17 protein-coding genes and 1 tRNA gene are annotated in these 16497 nt (G+C 66.7%); 14 read left to right on the forward strand and 4 right to left on the reverse strand.

Annotated elements, in window-relative coordinates; genetic code table 11:
* The first annotated feature begins 72 nt into the window (after window positions 1-72).
* The 12 genes from CA951_RS23685 to CA951_RS23740 all read left to right on the forward strand — a co-directional run bounded on the left by CA951_RS23685 (window position 73) and on the right by CA951_RS23740 (window position 10537).
* On the forward strand, window positions 73-1416 hold the full coding sequence (locus CA951_RS23685) for an HNH endonuclease signature motif containing protein (protein ID WP_087559140.1): 1344 nt from the start codon (window positions 73-75) through the stop codon (window positions 1414-1416).
* A 97-nt stretch (window positions 1417-1513) separates the two neighbouring features.
* On the forward strand, window positions 1514-1849 hold the full coding sequence (locus CA951_RS23690) for a hypothetical protein (RefSeq protein ID WP_306300857.1): 336 nt from the start codon (window positions 1514-1516) through the stop codon (window positions 1847-1849).
* Window positions 1846-2430 carry a DUF3558 domain-containing protein gene (locus CA951_RS23695; protein ID WP_087559142.1) on the forward strand — a complete coding sequence of 195 codons (585 nt, stop codon included), beginning with the start codon at window positions 1846-1848 and terminating at the stop codon, window positions 2428-2430. The genes CA951_RS23690 and CA951_RS23695 overlap by 4 nt, the downstream gene beginning before the upstream one ends.
* A gap of 3 nt (window positions 2431-2433) precedes the next feature.
* Window positions 2434-3789 (forward strand): hypothetical protein, encoded by a 1356-nt coding sequence (locus tag CA951_RS23700; protein WP_087559143.1) that lies wholly within the window; start codon window positions 2434-2436, stop codon window positions 3787-3789.
* A complete protein-coding gene (locus CA951_RS23705) occupies window positions 3786-4547 on the forward strand; it encodes an ESX secretion-associated protein EspG (protein ID WP_087559144.1) in 762 nt (253 codons plus the stop codon). The genes CA951_RS23700 and CA951_RS23705 overlap by 4 nt, the downstream gene beginning before the upstream one ends.
* A 16-nt stretch (window positions 4548-4563) precedes the next feature.
* Complete coding sequence (locus CA951_RS23710) at window positions 4564-5037, forward strand: DUF309 domain-containing protein (protein WP_005251430.1); 474 nt, start codon at window positions 4564-4566, stop codon at window positions 5035-5037.
* Entirely contained in the window at window positions 5037-5675 is a 639-nt protein-coding gene (locus tag CA951_RS23715; RefSeq protein ID WP_087559145.1) for an LON peptidase substrate-binding domain-containing protein, read from the forward strand. The genes CA951_RS23710 and CA951_RS23715 overlap by 1 nt, the downstream gene beginning before the upstream one ends.
* Before the next feature lie 61 nt (window positions 5676-5736).
* A tRNA-Met gene (locus tag CA951_RS23720) sits at window positions 5737-5813 on the forward strand.
* Between the two features lie 104 nt (window positions 5814-5917).
* Window positions 5918-7141 (forward strand): cytochrome P450, encoded by a 1224-nt coding sequence (locus CA951_RS23725; RefSeq protein WP_087559146.1) that lies wholly within the window; start codon window positions 5918-5920, stop codon window positions 7139-7141.
* Window positions 7142-7174: 33 nt separating this feature from the next.
* Window positions 7175-8773, forward strand: coding sequence for an NAD(P)/FAD-dependent oxidoreductase (locus CA951_RS23730; protein ID WP_087559147.1), 1599 nt, complete (start codon window positions 7175-7177; stop codon window positions 8771-8773).
* Window positions 8774-8843: 70 nt separating this feature from the next.
* Window positions 8844-9683, forward strand: coding sequence for an alpha/beta hydrolase (locus CA951_RS23735; RefSeq protein ID WP_087559148.1), 840 nt, complete (start codon window positions 8844-8846; stop codon window positions 9681-9683).
* 50 nt (window positions 9684-9733) lie between these two features.
* Window positions 9734-10537 carry a transglutaminase family protein gene (locus tag CA951_RS23740; protein ID WP_087559149.1) on the forward strand — a complete coding sequence of 268 codons (804 nt, stop codon included), beginning with the start codon at window positions 9734-9736 and terminating at the stop codon, window positions 10535-10537.
* 4 nt (window positions 10538-10541) lie between these two features.
* On the opposite strand, the gene CA951_RS23745 is transcribed toward CA951_RS23740, so the two are convergent.
* Window positions 10542-10922 carry a MarR family winged helix-turn-helix transcriptional regulator gene (locus tag CA951_RS23745; protein WP_087559213.1) on the reverse strand — a complete coding sequence of 127 codons (381 nt, stop codon included), beginning with the start codon at window positions 10920-10922 and terminating at the stop codon, window positions 10542-10544.
* Window positions 10923-10986: 64 nt separating this feature from the next.
* Here CA951_RS23745 and CA951_RS23750 point away from each other — a divergent pair, with 64 nt between their 5' ends.
* Entirely contained in the window at window positions 10987-12483 is a 1497-nt protein-coding gene (locus tag CA951_RS23750) for an MFS transporter (RefSeq protein WP_087559150.1), read from the forward strand.
* A gap of 1 nt (window position 12484) precedes the next feature.
* Here CA951_RS23750 and CA951_RS23755 read toward each other — a convergent pair whose 3' ends face one another.
* From CA951_RS23755 to CA951_RS23765, 3 genes are all read right to left on the reverse strand, one after another.
* Window positions 12485-13456: an alpha/beta hydrolase gene (locus tag CA951_RS23755; RefSeq protein ID WP_087559151.1), complete on the reverse strand. Its 972-nt coding sequence runs from the start codon at window positions 13454-13456 to the stop codon at window positions 12485-12487.
* Between the two features lie 160 nt (window positions 13457-13616).
* Window positions 13617-14168 carry a gluconokinase gene (locus CA951_RS23760; RefSeq protein WP_087559152.1) on the reverse strand — a complete coding sequence of 184 codons (552 nt, stop codon included), beginning with the start codon at window positions 14166-14168 and terminating at the stop codon, window positions 13617-13619.
* A gap of 33 nt (window positions 14169-14201) precedes the next feature.
* Window positions 14202-15596 carry a GntP family permease gene (locus CA951_RS23765; RefSeq protein ID WP_087559153.1) on the reverse strand — a complete coding sequence of 465 codons (1395 nt, stop codon included), beginning with the start codon at window positions 15594-15596 and terminating at the stop codon, window positions 14202-14204.
* Between the two features lie 167 nt (window positions 15597-15763).
* Between CA951_RS23765 and CA951_RS23770 the strand changes: the two genes are divergently transcribed.
* Window positions 15764-16495: a FadR/GntR family transcriptional regulator gene (locus CA951_RS23770; protein ID WP_087559154.1), complete on the forward strand. Its 732-nt coding sequence runs from the start codon at window positions 15764-15766 to the stop codon at window positions 16493-16495.
* The last annotated feature ends 2 nt before the right edge of the window (window positions 16496-16497 follow it).

The following is a 16497-nucleotide window of genomic DNA, read 5'->3' on the forward strand; positions in this document are numbered from 1 at the left end:
CGAGGTCCCGCGGTCGAGCTAGAATAGAATATACGTTCGATTCGGGGGTTTCGCCAGTCGTGGGGGGTCGGGGTGGATGCAGGGGCGGTAATCGCGTTTCTGGCCGAGTTGCCGGAACTCGATCGGGATATCGACGATGCGATGCGCATCGATGTACTCCGAACACTGGAAGAAGTGAAGGCCGCCTGCGCCGGCGTGCAGGCCCGGGTGACCGCAGACCTCGACGCCTCCATCCGAGCTGAACGAGCGAACCGCAATGTGCCGCTGCCGCAGCGAGGGCGCGGCATCGCCAACCAGGTGGCGCTGGCACGACGGGACTCACCATTTCGCGGTGGTCGCCACCTCGGCATGGCCACCGCGCTCGCCCACGAGATGCCCTGCACCCTGGCCCTGCTCGAACGGGGGTTGCTCAGCGAATGGCGAGCGACAATCCTGGTCCGCGAAACGGCATGCCTGACCCGGGACGATCGCACGGCACTCGATTACCTGCTGTGCGGTGACCCGGCCACACTGGACGGGCTCGGCGACGGGGCGGTGTGCGCGAAAGTCCGCGCGGCCGCCGCAGAGGTCGACGCCGAGGCCGTGGTGCGACGGGCCCGCAAAGCCGTGTCGGATCGGCGGGTCACCTCCCGTCCGGCCCCGGACACCATGGCCTACGTCAGCGCCCTGCTGCCGGTCGCGGAAGGCGTGGCCGTGCACGCCACCCTCGCCCGCGACGCCGATTCGATCCTCGCTGCCGGCGACGAACGCACGCGGTCGCAGATCATGGCCGATCTCCTCGTGTCCCGGGTCACGGGCACGCACCACACGGCGACGACACCGCCGATCACCGTGAACCTGGTGATCTCCGACCGTGCCCTCCTCGACAGCGGATCCGAACCCGCCTACGTGCAGGGATACGGTCCCGTTCCCGCCGAACTGGCGGGGCACTGGATTTCCGAGGCAGTCCAGGCCGCGATCGATCCGGCCACCGGGAATGCGACGCGGGTGAACCTGCGCCGTCTGTACGCCAACCCGCAGTCGGGAGCGCTGACCGCGACTGAGTCCCAGGCCCGCTGCTTCCCGACCGGGTTGGCGAGGCTGATCGATCTACGCGATCGCACCTGCCGGACACCGTGGTGCGATGCCCCGATCCGGCACCACGACCACATCCGACCCCGCGAATCCGAGGGTCCGACCACCGCGCACAACGGCGCCGGGCTGTGTGCAGCCTGCAACTACGCCAAACAAGGCGCAGGATGGCACGCCACCCCTCGCCAGCGGCCCGGAGGACTGCACCAGATCGAGGTCTACACCCCCACCGGACACCGGTACCGGTCGACGGCACCACCACTACCGAAACCATTGCCATTCCGCGAAGTTCAGACCGACTCACCCGTCGAGCGCATCCTCATCGAATTCCTCAACGCAGCCTGAACATTGCAGCGCCGCGCACTGGACCGAGTGACACACCCGTGCGGTAGCATCTCCGCACGCGGCCGAGGGGGTCCTGTCGAGCACTGGGGGGATGGGAATGAGCAAAACACTGCGTCTGGAAGATGACGCAATAGAGAAGTGTGTCGGCGTGTGCAACACGATGCTGGAGCAACTTGACGATGCGGTGATGTTGGCCGATCGACTGCGGTTCGTCAGCGGCTTCGGTGGGTTCGACTCGGCACAGGAACTCCAAGCTGGGTACACGAGAAAGTTCACCGGCGATGGCGGTTCAGTTCATGAACGATTGAACCAGTTTCGCGATGCAATCACCTTGATGCGAGACACGTTCTTGGCTGGAGGGGACGCATTCGCTGACGCTGACAGTGCGATTGGCAATGCCATTGTTGCGATCCGGGAGCAGATGGACAAATGAATCGCACAAGAGAAGTCATAGGCGTTGCGTCGGTCGCGTTGATCCTCGTTGGCTGCGGCACTCAGGCCACCACGGGGTCAGCCGGTTCGGACAATTCTGAAGTACAACCCACAATTCGAGTACCTCGGCATGTCGACAAATCCGATCGTCCGCAAGTCACTTTTGATCCATGCCTGGACATCCCCGACTCAGCGTTGATTGAGGCTGGCTACAACCCCGCGACCGAGAAGAACGCGGACTTCACTCCAGACGAGTACACATTCCTCGGTTGCAGCTATAAGACGCCTCAGCGGCTTTATGGGATGAACGCACTTTCAGGAAACATCACTTTTGCTGAGGAAGAAGAGAAGTCGAGAGAACACTCCACCCCGATCGAAATCAACGGGCGACGAGGACTCTTGAAGTTCAACAGTGGCGTCACAAATTCGTGCGATCTCAGCATGGAAACTTCATATGGAGTCTTCGGCCTCACCCGCAGCATATTTCCCGACTATTCAGGCGCCGCACCAGAAGCAGAATGGTGCGCTGGTTTGGAGGACACGGCCCGCATCTTCGAACGCTATATACCGAAGGAGAGCTAGGCGATGGCACCTAAGGACCCAATCTCCGTGATCCTTGACTCGCTGAGCCCTCACGGCGCAGACCATCAACGACGATCAAGCTTGCAGGATTCTGCCGACAAGCTCTCCCACGGTTCTCAGCCCGACGATCCGTACATCAACACCATGGAGAGCTTCCACGGCATGAGCCATGAGGAGATGTACGACAAAACACAGACCATGGTTCCCGACGCGATTGGTGATCTCGCCCAAGCCTGCCACAGCATCTCGAATTCGCTCCCTCTTGCATTCGGCTTCGCGATTCTTCGTAACACGATTTCCGAACGTTGGGAGGGTGCCGCGGCGGACGCCGCGGCACAAGCGACCGAGAAACTCGCTGCAACGAGTGGTCAGTTGACATCGAGTATCGCGGCAATCGCCGTCAAGCTCGACATCCTGAGCAGTGCGGCTGCGGATGTGAAAGCCTCTGTGCCTCAGCCGGCTAGTTCCGAAGGTGTCCTGACTCAACTCCCGCTGAGCCCGCTCGCGGCCGAAAGGTCCGAGACCGAGAGGGAAGCTGCACGTCTCGAGGCGGTTCGGAGGTTGGAAGCGATCTACGTGCCGAACTACCGGGATGTCGGCACGAACGTCCCGCAGTTGCCGGAGCCCTACAACCCATCTGGCGACGGTTCCGGCTCCGGCGACATGCCGAGTACGTACGGAACGGTGCCACAGGGTTCGAACCCCTGGAGCGCATCCGACAGCAATACCTCCTTCGCGTCGGGCGATGGCGATGCGTCTGCGAACGGTGGGACTCCTGGGGCCGAGGAGTCCGCGGGGGATGACGCCGCGACCACGTCTGCAGCGAATGCCGAGGCCGCTGCCAATCAGGCCGCCGCAAATCAGGGCGCCGGTGCCAACGCCGGATCCGGTTCGGGCGCACAGACTGCGGCTGCGAATGCGCAGAACGCTGCTGGTGCGGGCACCCAGGGCAGCGGCGCAAGCGGCGCAGGTTATGGCGGAATCGGCGGTCGTTCGGGGTCCGGTGCCGGTGGATCGGGCGTCGGGGGTTCGGCGTCGAGCACGCGCCGGAAGAACGACAAACGCGACTCCGAGTCCAACTCGGGCGGTGTGGTTCCAGGTGGTCCGATCCCGTCGGGCGGTGCCGCAGCAGGGGCCGGGGCGGCTGCCGCTGCCGCAGCGGCGACCCCGGTGAAGTCGAGCATGAGTCGTCCGGGGATGGGCATGTCACCCGGCATGATGGGTTCGCCCGGCCGGGCAGGCGGCAACGGTGAGGGCGACACGGAGCATCAGACGCCGAGCTATCTCATCACCGTCGACAACGGTAACGAACTGATCGGCAAACTCGACCCCGTCGCACCGCCGGTGATCGGCGCGTGAACTGGCGGCTGACGGCAGCCCAATTCATGTGCCTTTGGGATGCAACCGATCTCGACCGGATGCCGTACCCACTGAAGTACCGGTCCGCGGCGTCGACGGAAGACCGGTATGCAATCCAGCAACGTGAACTGGAGCAGTGGCGTTCCGCGCTCGACGAGCCGAAACTGGTCGCGGCGATCCAGGCACTGCGGAACCCGCAAGTGTCCGTCACGGTGCTCGCCCCCTCCCCCGAACTCGACTCCGGGATTCGGCGGAGGGGCAGCATCCGTGGCCGGCTCGCCGTCGTCGCCGAACAACTCCGCGGCGAACCGGGCCGCGGCGACATCCGGATCGACGCGGGCGCCGAGAACGTCGACGGGTTCACCGCCCGACTTCTGAGCGACCTGCCCGACTGCGCTCCCGGACGAACCCCGTCGCTGACCGCGCACCCCGACGACGTCCAGAACCGAGGCACCGGCACTTCTGTGCTGCAGAATGCCCGAGCCTCCGACGGCACTCGTCTGCGAGCGATCGTCGGCCGCCCGCGGAGCGGGATCGGGTACATCTGCATCCGTGGCGCGCGCAGCGGACTCGACGAGCCGGTTCTGGGTGAACTGACCTGGATCGACGTGGAATCGGATGGCCGCTACCTCTACCACCAGGACGACCGTGTTCACCTGCGGTCGGCGACGGTCCGGATGGTTCGCGACGAGCTGTCGAAACGCGTGTCTGGGGCCCTTGCCGACACCTCTGCCAACCCTTCGCCGACCCGCGGCTGAGCGTTACCCTTGTCCCATGACCGATCGGGACAGGGACGGGACGGGCAAGCCGCTCAATGCACGCCCCCGCGACGAGCTCGGCCGGCCCCTGCCCCACGACGCCGAGGGTGTGCCGCGCGTCCCCGACGACCTGCGGTTACCGCCCGACGAGGCGATCACCGAGGCTCAGCGGCTACTCGACCACGGCATGCCGTTCCACGCCCACGAAATCCTCGAGGGAACGTGGAAGATCGCCCCCGAGGACGAGCGGGAACTGTGGCAGGGGCTCGCACAGCTCGCGGTGGGGCTCACCCATCTGATGCGGGGCAACAAGACCGGTGCGCGGTCGTTGCTGCGCCAGGGCCACGACCGGATCCGGCATTACGAGGTGGAGGCGCCGCACGGCCTCGACATCGCCGGCCTCCTGACGTGGTCGGAACACCTGACGGACGAGATCGATCGCGTCGACCCGTTGCCGGCGACGCCCGTACCCCGATTGAGAATCCCCTGATGACTCTGCTTCCCATGTTCCCGCTGGGCTCGACGATGCTGCCCGGGCAGCAGCTTCCCCTCCACGTCTTCGAACCCCGCTACCAGGAACTGGTCCGCGACTGCCTGGACGCACCGGACGGTCCCCGATTCGGGGTGGTCCTCATTGCCCGCGGCAAAGAGGTGGGCGGCGGCGACGTGCGCCACGATGTGGGCACGATCGCGCGGATCGAGTCCCACGCGTCGATCGGCGACGGCCGGTACGAGTTGTTCTGCCGCACCGAGGAACGCATCAAGGTGTCGAAGTGGTTGCCGGACAATCCGTATCCGATCGCCGAGGTGGATGTGTGGCCGGATGAGAACACCGGCACCCAGACGGCGGATTACGAATTCCCGTCGCTGATCGAGAGACTCGAATTCCTGTACGGCCTCCTCCGCCGTCTCGCGGCGGAGACGGGAAACGTCCCGCCCGACGTTCCCGTCATCGGCGGGTTCCGCGGGTCGCTCGGTACGAGGCTTTACGAGATCGCCACCTACATTCCGATGGGCGACGCCGACCGCCTGCAGATTCTCGCGGCGGCCGGCGCGGACGAGCGCCTGCGGGAGGTGTCCGAGGCGATCGAGAACGCCATCGAAATGGTCCAGTTCCGGCTGATGTGACCTAGCCCTCCCCAGGGTTGGTCAAGAGCACTCCGGGAAGGGTGTAGTGTTGTCAATGCAACGCGGGGTGGAGCAGCTCGGTAGCTCGCTGGGCTCATAACCCAGAGGTCGCAGGTTCAAATCCTGTCCCCGCTACCAAGTGGAAACGGCTCCGGAGATTCAATTCTCCGGGGCCGTTTTCGTTGTCCCCACATCCTCCTGGACTAGAACGTATTCTCGTACGTGAGGCCTCAGGAGGGACCGTGCAGCTCGCCGACGTCGATCTCTACAACCCGGACACCTTCGTGCAGGGCGTGCCCCACGAGATGTTCGCCACGTTGCGGCGGGAGGCCCCCGTCTACCGGCATCTCGACGACCGAGGCGACCCGTTCTGGTGCGTCACCCGGCACTCCGACATCGTGACGGTGAACCGGGACGCCGAGACGTATTCGTCGTGGCGGGGCGCCACCTACATCGACGATCTGGCCCCCGACGACCTGGCGGGCCAGCAGTTGATGATGCTGAACATGGATCCACCGGACCACACGGCGCTGCGGAAGATCGTCAGCAAGGGCTTCACGCCCCGACGCATCGGCCAGCTGCACGAAATTCTCGCGCAGCGCGCCACGAGCATCGTCGACGCGGTGATCGAGCGTGGCGAGTGCGACTTCGTCGTCGACGTCGCGTCCGAACTGCCGCTGCAGGCGATCGCCGATTTCCTGGGCGTGCCCCAGGAGGACCGCAAGCTGATCTTCGACCTGACGAATCAGATGATCGGCTCGTCCGATCCCGAATTCCATCTCGAGGAAGGTCAGGAACGCGCGGCGGCCGGCCAGATGTTCGCCTACAGCCTCGCGATGTTCGAGGACCGCAAGCGGCACCCGCGCGACGACATCGCGACCGCTCTCATCCAGGCCGACGTGCACGGCGAGAAGCTCGGCGAACTCGATTTCAACATGTTCTTCATGCTGCTCGCGGTCGCAGGCAACGAGACCACCCGCAACGCCATCTCGCACACCCAGCTGGCGCTGATGGAGCACCCCGAGGAGCGCCGCAAGGTGCTCGAGGATCCGTCGAAGCTCGACGCCCTGATCGAGGAGGGGTTGCGGTGGGCCACACCGGTGATGCAGTTCCGCCGGACCGCGACCAGGGACACGGTGCTGCACGACGTCGAGATCGCCGAGGGCGACCGCGTGGTCATCTGGCACATGTCGGGGAACCGTGACGAGGCGGTGTTCGACGATCCGTATAAGTTCGACATCGATCGGCCCACCGGCCACTTCTCGCAGCACATCGCGTTCGGCGGCGGCGGTCACCATTTCTGCCTCGGCGCCAACCTCGCTCGCGCCGAGATGAAGGTGATGCTGAGTGAGATTCTGCGTCGGATGCCCGACATGGAGCAGACGGCGCCTGCCCAGCGGCTGCGATCCAACTTCATCAACGGGCTGAAGCACCTTCCGGTGACGTTCACACCGTCGTCCCTCTGAGCGGAGCGCCGTCTTTTCTGACAGCCTGGTCGGGTGAGCAACGTCGACGCAGTGGTCATCGGATCCGGTCCCAACGGGCTCGTCGCGGCCGCGACACTCGCCGATGCGGGCTGGGACGTCGCGGTCGTGGAGGCGCAGCCGACACCCGGCGGTGCGGTGAAGTCTGCCGAACTCGTCCCCGGCTTCACGTCGGACCTGTTCAGCGCGTTCTATCCCCTGTCGACCGTGTCCCCTGCAATCCGCGGGCTGGACCTCGAATCGCACGGGCTGCGGTGGAGTCACGCGCCCCACGCGGTCGGGCACGCCCGCTCGGCCTCCAACGAGGACGCGCCGGTGATTCATCCCGACCCGGCTGACACGGCCGCCGACCTCGAACGCAGGCAACCCGGCGACGGCGTCGCGTGGACGGCGCTGGTCGAGCAGTGGCACCACATCAAGGAACCGCTGCTGAGCACCCTGTTCAGCCCGTTCCCACCGGTGCGCGGCCCGAGCGCCCTGCTGCGCAGACTGGGCACCGCCGAGTCGCTGCGGGTGGCCCGATTCCTGCTCCTGCCTGCGCGGCGGATGGCGCACGAACTGTTCCGCGGCGAGGCAGCACGACTGCTGTTGCTGGGCAACGCGATGCACGCCGACACGCCTCCGGACGCACCGGGCAGCGGCGTCATGGGGTACATCCTGACGATGCTCGCCCAGGACGGCGGGTACCCGGTCCCGGTGGGCGGCGCCGGCGAGTTGTCGGCCGCGATGGTACGCCGGGCCGAGCACGCGGGCGCACATTTCCATTACGGCGACGCGGTGACCGGGATCGAGGTTCGGTCGGGTCGCGCCGTCGGCGTGCGGACCGCGTCGGGTGCGCGCTACACGGCACGCCGGGCGGTGATCGCCGACGTCTCGGCACCCGCGCTGTACGGGTCGCTGCTTCCGGACCACGCCGTCCCCGCCCGTGTGCGGGCGGACCTCGAGCATTTCGAGTGGGACACGCCGGTATTGAAGGTCAATTACGCCTTGTCGCAGAAGATTCCGTGGCGTTCGCCCAGCCTGGGCGGCGCGGGGACCGTCCACCTGGGCGCCGACGACAACGGCCTCGTCCGCTGGATGGCCGACCTGACCACCGGCACCGTCCCGGCCAGCCCGTTCCTGCTGTTCGGGCAGATGACGACCGCCGATCCCAGCAGGTCGCCGGAGGGCACCGAAAGCGCCTGGGCGTACACACATCTACCGCGCGATGTCACCGACAATGCATCTGCCGATCTGCTGGCCGCGCGGGTCGACGACGTCCTCGAGGCCCACGCACCGGGTTTCGCGGAGCGAGTCGTCGGGCGTGTCGTCCAGCGCCCGTCGGACCTCGAGGCGGCCGACGCGAATCTGGTGGGCGGCGCCGTCAACGGAGGGACTGCGCAACTCCATCAGCAGTTGGTCTTCCGGCCGGGGCCGGGCATCTCCCGCTCGGAAACCCCCGTTCAGGGCCTGTACCTGGGCAGCGCCTCGGCGCACCCGGGTGGCGGTGTGCACGGGGTGTCGGGCCTGAATGCCGCCCGCGCCGCGCTCGGCGAGGACGGACCCCGCGGATGGCTGCGGCGGCGCACCTCCCGCGCCGTGATCGACCTGTTGTCGAAGGGACCGATCCCCTAATTTTCCGCTTGTCGGGGTACCTCACCGTGCGATGATCTGAGTCGTCGAATTCGGACCACGAAGGGGCATCATGCAGCATCGAGAATCGTCCTTCGCCGGCGTCGGTGGAATTCCCATCGTCTACGACGTGTGGCTCCCCGAGCGGCGCCCGCGGGGCGTGCTGGTGCTGTGCCACGGCTTCGGCGAGCACGCCCGGCGCTACGACCACGTGATCGAGCGACTCGGCGAACTCGACCTCGCGATCTACGCGCCCGACCACCGCGGACACGGGCGGTCGGGCGGCAAACGGGTCCATCTGAAGGACTGGCGCGAATTCACCGACGACCTGCACCAGTTGTTCGGCATCGCGTCGACGGACTGGCCGGGCACCGACCGGTTCCTCCTCGGCCACAGCATGGGCGGTTCCATCGCACTGACGTACGCCCTCGACCACCAGCAGGATCTCAAGGCTCTCATGCTGTCCGGACCCGCGGTCGACGTGACGAGCGGAACACCGCGCGTGGTGGTCGAGATCGGCAAGCTGGTGGGCCGCTACCTCCCCGGAGTGCCCGTCGAGTCGCTCGACGCGAAGCTGGTGTCCCGCGATCCGGCGGTCGTGGCGGCCTACGAGGCGGATCCCCTCGTCCACCACGGGAAAGTGCCCGCGGGGATTGCGCGCGGAATGATTCTGGCTGCCGAACATCTGCCGGAGCGCCTGCCGTCGTTGAAAGTTCCCCTGCTGCTGCAGCACGGCCGGGACGACGGGCTCGCGAGCGTGCACGGCACGGAACTCATCGCGGAGTACGCCGGATCGGAGGATCTCACGGTGGAGATCTACGAAAACCTGTTCCACGAGGTGTTCAACGAACCGGAGAACGAGGAGGTACTCGACGATCTCGTCGAGTGGTTGCGGCCGCGCGTTCAGGCCTGACTCCGCCGGGGGATTCTGCACCCCCGGACGCGGGATGCCAGGATGGGCTGATGAAACGTCACGTCACCGCCACTCTGGACATCGAGGTCACCGACGCCACCAGTCTCGAATTCAAGATCGCGGTGGCCCGGACCCCCGGTTCGGGGTTGTCGGAGTCGCTGGCGTTCACCCTCGACGGCAATCCGGTCGAGGCACGAGAGATGGTGGCGGAGCACGGCACTCGCGTCCACCTGCTGGACAGCCCCCGCGGCTCGCTGCACGTCGAGTATTCGGCTTCGGTTGTGGGCAAGGCCGATCCGCCTCCCGTCACCGACTACGACCTCTCGAAGTATCTGCGCCCGAGCCGATATGCCGAGGCGGACAAGTTCTTCGGTTTCACCGGAGGGGAGTTCAACCTGTCCAAGCCGCACCCGGAACTGCTGCAGGACATCACCACGTGGGTGGGGTCGCGGCTGCTGTACCAGGCGGGGTCGAGCAGATCCACCGACAGTGCCGTCGACACGATGCTGTCCGGGGCCGGGGTGTGCCGTGACTTCGCCCACCTCACGGTGGCACTCTTGCGGGCCGTCACCATCCCGGCACGATTGGCAGCGGTGTATGCGCCGGGGTGCGATCCGATGGACTTCCACGCCGTCGTCGAGGCGTTCGTCGATTCCGAGTGGCGGGTGGTCGACGCCACCCGGCTGGCCCCGCGTTCGGCACTGCTGCGGATCGCGACGGGGCGCGACGCCGCGGACACCGCGTTCCTGGACAATCACGGCGGGGCGATCACGCTCGAGAACACGGTGGTGACCGCCGTCGTCGACGGCGAGTTCCCGTCCGACGACTACTCGACACCCACCTCGTTGACGTAACGAATCAGGTTGCTTCCGCAAGCCTTTCGGTGAGCACGCCCAACTGAATCTTCTTGGCGTCGGCGTGCACCTCGCGGCCGGCGTCGGTGACGTCGACGAAGACGCCCCGCCGGTCCGCCTCGCACAGCGCCCTGGCGACCAGGCCCGCCTTCTCCAGCCGGGCCACACTCCGGGACAGCGCGCTGGGGCTGAGGTACATCTCGGCCGCCAGGTCCTGCATCCGTGGCCGGTCGCACGTGGCGTCCATCAGTCGGTCGAGCGTCTCGAAGTCGCTCATGCTCAGGCCGTGTGCGTGTTGCATCTCACGATCCAACTCGCAGGCGATCGAGTTGTATCGGCTCGCGAGCAGCCGCCACGTGTCGCGCAGGTCCGCTTCTGAGCTCATGATCCGCACCCTAGCGCGCGCACGAAAAACGTGCAAGCGAATTAAATGCAAACGAAATTAGTGCTTGCGCATTGATTGCACGTGCATCTACATTCTCCCTGTGACTATCAGCGACGCCACCCCGGACCTCGCCACCTCGTCGGGCGCCACCACCGCCCCGCCGACCGACCAGGCCTGGACTCCCCGCCTCTGGGGCGTCCTGGCCGTGCTGTGCCTCGTGATGTTTCTCGACGGACTCGACGTCTCGATGGTGGGTGTTGCACTGCCCTCCATCGGAACCGAACTGGGGCTGTCGACCACCTCGCTGCAATGGATCATCAACGGATACGTCCTCGGATTCGGTGGTCTGCTGCTGCTGGGTGGGCGCACCGCCGATCTCCTCGGACGCCGCCGCGTCTTCCTGATCGCGCTGACCGTGTTCGCGATCGCGTCCCTGGTCGGCGGACTCGTCGACAACGGCACGCTGCTCATCGCGAGCCGTTTCGTGAAAGGACTCGCCGCCGCGTTCACCGCGCCGACCGCGATGTCGATCCTCACCACCACGTTCAAGGAGGGGCCCGCCCGCAACCGGGCGTTGTCGATCTTCTCGGTCTTCGGAGCGAGCGGATATTCGTCCGGCCTGATCCTGGGCGGGCTGCTGACCAGTGCCGGGTGGCGCTGGACGTTCCTGATGCCGGTGCCGTTCGCGGTGCTCGCCCTGGTCGCAGGCGCCGTCCTGATCCCCCGCGACCGTGCCGCCGACACCGGCGGCCACGACATCGTCGGAGCCGCGACGCTGGTGTCGGGCATGTTGCTCGCCGTCTACACCGTCGTGTCGGCGCCGGCCCGCGGCTGGGCCGATCCGCTCACGCTGGGATCGTTCGCACTGGCCGCCGCCCTGCTGGCGTCGTTCTTCGTCGTGGAGAACCGGGTGGCGCACCCACTGGTGCGGCTGAGCATTTTGCGGGTCGGCTCGATCGTGCGGGCCAACCTCAGCATCGTCGCACTCTTCGGCTCCTACCTGAGCTTCCAGTTCATGATGACGATCTTCCTGCAGTCGGTGCTCGGATGGTCGCCGCTGGAGATGGCGCTGGGCCTTCTCCCCGCGGGCATCATCGTGGCCTTCGGGTCGCCGTTCGTGGGACGACTGATCGACGCGTTCGGCACCGCCCGCATGATCATCGCGGCACTCACCTCGCTGAGCCTCGGCTACCTGTGGTTCCTCTTCGCCGGGAGCGATCAGCCGAACTACACGATCGCGATCCTGCCGAGCGTGATGCTGCTGGGCGTCGGCTTCGCACTGGGCTTCACGTCGATCATGGCCCAGGCCACGTCGGGTGTCGACGACTCCGAGCAGGGGCTGGCGTCGGGACTCGTGCAGACGTCCGCACAGGTCGGCGCCGCGCTGGTGCTGGCACTGACCACCGCGCTCGTCACCGCAGGCTCGCACACCGCCACCGGCATCAGCGGCGCCGGGTTCCACCAGTTCCACTCCGGCCTCGTGCTCGTCACGGGAGTCGCCCTGCTGGGACTGCTGATCACGGTGTCACCGCTGCTGCGCCGGGTGCTCAACCCCGCGTAACTCAGGCCGAGTGCCGCTTCGACTCCGTGAGTGCGCGGGACGCGAAGTCGACGGTGAGTCCGATGATCGTGCGGCTTTCCCGCAGCACCTTGCCGATCACCGGGAACGCGTGGATCTGCCCACTCCAGATGTGGGTCTCGATCTGTCGTCCCTCCCGGTCGAACCGGTCGGTGAGGATCTCGACGTCGGGCCGCATGATCTCGTACTCGGCGGCGGTGAGGAAGACCGGCGGGAACAGTGCCGGATCCGCGTTCACGGGCGACTGGGCACCCGGAATCTGGTCGGGCCCGGCCAGCCAGCGATCCTTCAGCTTCGCCACCTGCGACATCGGCAGGTACGCGTCGCACTTCATGAAATCGGGGTCGTGATCTTCGAGGTCGAGGTTGAGCAGCGGCGAGTATCCGATGACGGCCGCCGGCCGGGTGATGCCCCGCAGTGCGGCGACTTCGGCGACCTTCATCGCGAGGTACCCGCCCGCCGAGTCCCCCGCGACGATCACGCGGGTGGGGTCGTCGCAGACCTTCAGCACCTCGGTGTAGGCGGTCATGGCGTCCACCAGCGACGCCCCGATCGCCCCCTTGGGAAGCTGCCGGTACTCGACCGACACGACGGGCGCACCCGACCGCGCGGCGAGCAGACCGCACAGCGCCCGGTGGGTGGCGAGCCCGCAGAACACGAATCCGCCGCCGTGGAAGTAGAGGATGGTGGCGCCGTCCATCGAGGTGACGGTGGGTCGCGGGTGGGTGATCTTCTCGCACGGCACCCCGCCGAGCGAGATCGCCTCGATGTCGAGCCCCTTCGGCTTGGGTAGCCGGTCGATGAGTTCGTCGAGGGCCGCCAGCAGTTCGATGCCGCGGTCCGTCGTCGGCCAAATCGTGAACAGCGGTTTGACGAAAGCCCTGGCAAACCAGAACGTCATGCGCGCCCGCTGACTGACATCCCAGTGCCACACGATCGATCCTCGCGTTCGCATACTGCCCTCCGTTGTATCGGACGCTTGTCCAGCTCACTGGACACCCTAGGGCGATCCGGGTAGAAACGCACCCGCAACCCCCGAGACCTCACGCCACGGTAAGTCGAAGCCGCCCGTTACCGAGCGACTTCGACCGAATTTCCGTCCGATTACCGGAAGTTCACCGGCCGAGCCGCTGCTCCAGCCGAGCGATGATCTCCGTCGCCACCTGTGTCGGCGATCCACCCACGTCCACCACGATGGCGTCCTCGTCGGGCTCGATCGGCTCGAGCGTCGAGATCTGCGTGTCCAGCAACGACGGGGGCATGAAGTGGTCCAGCCGGGCGGTCAGCCGTTCCCCGATCTGCGCGCGCGACCCGGCGAGATGCACGAACACGACGTTGTCGCCGCGCAGGACGTCGCGGTAGCTGCGCTTGAGCGCGGAGCAGGTGATGACCCCGGGAAGACCGTTGTCCGTGTGGTCCCGGATCCATCCCGCAACGAGATCGAGCCACGGCCAGCGGTCCTCGTCGGCCAGCGGCTGCCCCGACGCCATCTTCGCGACATTCGCGGGAGGATGCAGGGCGTCCCCCTCCTGCAGGTCCCAGCCCATCGCGCCGGCGATGATTCCCGCGACCGTCGACTTCCCGGACCCGGACACGCCCATCAGCACCAGGACGGGATCCGCCGTCTGCGGCGTGCGTCCTACGGGTTCGCGCGTACTCACGTGCATCTCACCAACCTCACTCGACATTCTCGACCCCCTTTAGATGAACACGCTCAGCGCGAGGACACCGGCCAGACCGGTGACGGAGATGATGCACTCCATCACGGTCCACGTCTTCAGGTTCTGTACCACCGTGACGCCGAGGTATTCCTTCACCAGCCAGAATCCCGCGTCGTTGACGTGCGACAGGAACAGCGAGCCGGAGCCGATCGCGAGCACCATCAGCGAGACGTGCGTGGATGTCAGCTCGGCGGCGACGGGCGCGAGGATGCCGGAGGCGGTGACGGTCGCGACGGTGGCCGATCCGGTGGCGACCCGGATCAGGACGGCCACGAGCCAGGCGAGGAACAGGACGGGAAGGGCACTGCCGTTGATGGCTTCGGCGATCACGTCGGCGATGCCGGTGTCGATCAGGACCTGCTTGAATCCGCCGCCCGCACCGACGATGAGGAGGATTCCGGCGATCGGGGGCAGCGAACTCTCCAGAGAGGCCGCGATCGCCTTGCGGTCCATGCCACCGCCCCGGCCGAGGAGCAGCATTCCGGCGAGCACCGCGAATGCGAGGGCAACGACCGGCGTTCCGAGGAAGTCGAGCAGCGCCTTCGCGGGCGACTCCGAGTCGGCGGCGACGACGTCGGCGATCGCCTTGCCCAGCATCAGGACGACCGGGAGCAGGATGGCGCACAGGCTGGCCGCGAAGCTGGGGCGGCGACGCTCGGCGGCGGCTTCGGCGCCCACCCGCTCCTCTACGGTCACGTAGAGCTCGGGGACGGGGACGTCCACCCAGCGGGCGGCCAGGTTACTGAACAGCGGTCCGGCAATGATGACGGTCGGAATCGCGACGACGACGCCCAGCGCGAGGGTGAGTCCGAGGTTCGCGTTGAGGGCCGCCACCGCGACCAGCGGCCCGGGGTGCGGCGGAACGAGACCGTGCATCGCGGACAGGCCCGCCAGGGTGGGAATCGCGATGCGCATCAGCGACAGCCCCGAACGGCGCGCGACGAGAATGATGACCGGCATCAGCAGCACGAGGCCGATCTCGAAGAACATCGGCAGGCCGATCACCGCGCCGACCAGTGCCATCATCCAGGGCAGCGTCCGTGGTCCGGCGCGCCCGACGAGGGTGTCGACGACGCGGTCGGCGCCACCCGAATCGGCGAGCAGCTTGCCGAACATGGCACCGAATCCGATCAGGATTCCGACGCTGCCCATCGTGGCGCCGAAGCCTTCGACGAACGATTTCACCGAGTCCGTGGCGCCGAGACCTGCGCCGATGCCGACGCCGACGGCGCCGATCGACAGCGCGAGGAAAGGGTGGAGTTTGAGCCAGGTGATCAGCGCGATGATGACGGCGACGCCGACGACGGCAGCCGTGATCAACTGCGCGTCGGTGCCGGCGCTGTCGGCCGCTGCGAGTAGTGACGCGGTACTCATTCTGTTGCTCCAGGGAGATCGGTGTTGGAATGACCCTTGTTCGTGACTCAGGTCACTCTGCCTTATAAACCATACGATTTCAAGACCTAGCTCGAATAAGTACTACTTAGAAGTGCGATCCCGCGCCAACGTGTGTTCAGCGGGGGCAAGCGTGGGACCATCGGCGGATGACCAACGCAGAGGGCGCCGAGTACCGGCAATTGCACGAAACGGTGCTCGATCGGCTCGGCAGCGACATCGTGGCCGGAGTCCTGGCACCCGGCACCCGCATCTCCGCCGACGACGTGGTCACCCAGTACTCCGTCTCCCGCACCGTCGTCCGCGAGGTGGTCCGGGTTCTCGAATCCCTCGGACTCCTGGCCGTCCGCCGTCGCGTGGGGATCACCGTCCTCGGCGAGGAGCACTGGAATTCACTGGATCCGAGCGTGATTCGCTGGAAACTCGCCGGACCGCAGCGGTTCGAACAGCTGTCGAGCCTGAGCGAACTGCGGTCGGGCATCGAACCGCTCGCCGCGCGTCTCGCGGCGACACGGGCGACGCCGGAGCAGTGCGGGGCGCTCACGGCGGCCGTCATCGGAATGTCCTCGACGTCCCGTGCGGCCGACACGGACGCGTACCTGGCCCACGATTCCGACTTTCACCGCACACTACTGACCGCGTCCGGGAATCCGCTGCTGCGCGCGATGTCGCAGATCGTCGTGGAGGTGCTCGAGGGCCGCACCCGGCACTCGCTGATGCCGCACGTCGCGGAGACCGAAGCGATCCGCCTGCACGGCGTGGTGGCGTCGTCGATCCAGATGGGCGACGCGGACGCGGCGGAGGCGGCCATGCGCGCGATCGTCAGCGAATCCGCGACCGCCGTCGAGCAGATGAAGGACGACGAAGACACCCGCGAGTGAAA

The sequence above is a fragment of the Rhodococcus sp. NCIMB 12038 genome (assembly GCF_002165735.1).
Lineage (GTDB): Bacteria > Actinomycetota > Actinomycetes > Mycobacteriales > Mycobacteriaceae > Rhodococcus_F.